Origin of the sequence: Streptococcus mitis, assembly GCF_946190065.1 — a bacterium.
Lineage (GTDB): Bacteria > Bacillota > Bacilli > Lactobacillales > Streptococcaceae > Streptococcus > Streptococcus mitis_DE.
The window spans coordinates 1-295 of record NZ_CAMHZD010000073.1 but is presented as its reverse complement, the minus strand read 5'-3'; the positions used below and the strand labels follow the sequence as shown (position 1 = coordinate 295).

Genomic DNA, 295 nt, shown 5'->3' with positions numbered 1-295 from the left:
TCTTTCATGAGACACTAAGAGATTATAGAAACAAACAAAGTAAAGACAAACAAGAAGAGTTAGAACGCGTCTTAAGAAATGAACGCTTCCGAGGGCGTCAAAGAGTATTAAGGGACTTACGTATTGTGTTTAAGGAATTTGATATCCGTACTCGGTAAGAAGCTATGCCAAAAAAAAGAAAAAAACAGAAAAAGTAGTTGACAAAGTTTGAAAAGCCTGTATAATAGTAAGAGTTGAAAATAACAACTCAGGTCCGTTGGTCAAGGGGTTAAGACACCGCCTTTTCACGGCGGTA

At 37.3% G+C, this 295-nt stretch carries 1 pseudogene; it reads left to right on the top strand.

Annotation, left to right across the window (positions count from 1 at the left end):
* Positions 1-158: pseudogene (locus tag OCF96_RS09945) on the top strand (sigma-70 family RNA polymerase sigma factor); the annotation flags it as partial.
* Positions 159-295: the final 137 nt, after the last annotated feature.